At 52.7% G+C, this 748-nt stretch carries 7 tRNA genes; all 7 read right to left on the reverse strand.

From position 1 onward, the window contains the following. Nucleotide 1: 1 nt before the first annotated feature. Nucleotides 2-76 (reverse strand) — tRNA-Gln (locus H0Z31_15730). A gap of 19 nt (nt 77-95) precedes the next feature. Then, nucleotides 96-180: transfer RNA gene (locus H0Z31_15735), tRNA-Tyr, on the reverse strand. Between the two features lie 9 nt (nt 181-189). Beyond that, nucleotides 190-265 (reverse strand) — tRNA-Thr (locus tag H0Z31_15740). A gap of 158 nt (nt 266-423) precedes the next feature. After that, nucleotides 424-499 (reverse strand) — tRNA-Val (locus tag H0Z31_15745). 1 nt (nt 500) lies between these two features. Further along, nucleotides 501-575 (reverse strand) — tRNA-Glu (locus H0Z31_15750). 23 nt (nt 576-598) lie between these two features. Further along, nucleotides 599-671, reverse strand: a tRNA-Thr gene (locus H0Z31_15755). Between the two features lies 1 nt (nt 672). Next, nucleotides 673-747, reverse strand: a tRNA-Asn gene (locus H0Z31_15760). Nucleotide 748 lies beyond the last annotated feature (1 nt).

Raw genomic sequence — 748 nt, forward strand, 5'->3', positions numbered from 1 at the left:
TTGGCTGGGCTAGCTGGATTCGAACCAGCGCATCACGGAGTCAAAGTCCGTTGCCTTACCGCTTGGCTATAGCCCAAAATTTAATTTATTTTGAATGGTGGAGGGGGACGGATTCGAACCGCCGAACCCAGAGGGAGCGGATTTACAGTCCGCCGCGTTTAGCCACTTCGCTACCCCTCCACGTTGTGGTGGTGCCGGCTGCAGGACTTGAACCCGCAACCTACTGATTACAAGTCAGTTGCTCTACCAATTGAGCTAAGCCGGCATGTTGGTTTTATTTATGACTTAACTCAACCTTATTTATCGTCGTCCCGCTCTCGGTAAGCTGATTCAAGTAGCAGCTCGAGCGGTACGCTGAAGCATCGCTCCGAAGCTTATTCGGTCGTGCTCTACCAATTGAGCTAAGCCGGCAATATTCATTTATGGTGGAGGATGACGGGTTCGAACCGCCGACCCCTTGCTTGTAAGGCAAGTGCTCTCCCAGCTGAGCTAATCCTCCGTGGTGACCCGTACGGGATTCGAACCCGTGTTACCGCCGTGAAAGGGCGGTGTCTTAACCACTTGACCAACGGGCCATTTAACTATTTTTAAAAGTGTAAGCTTCCAACCGGGCTCGAACCGGTGACCTCTTCCTTACCATGGAAGTGCTCTACCTGCTGAGCTATGGAAGCATGGCTCCGCAGGCAGGATTCGAACCTGCGACCGTTCGGTTAACAGCCGAATGCTCTACCACTGAGCTACTGCGGAA

This window comes from Bacillus sp. (in: firmicutes) (assembly GCA_017656295.1).
Lineage (GTDB): Bacteria > Bacillota > Bacilli > Bacillales > JACDOC01 > JACDOC01.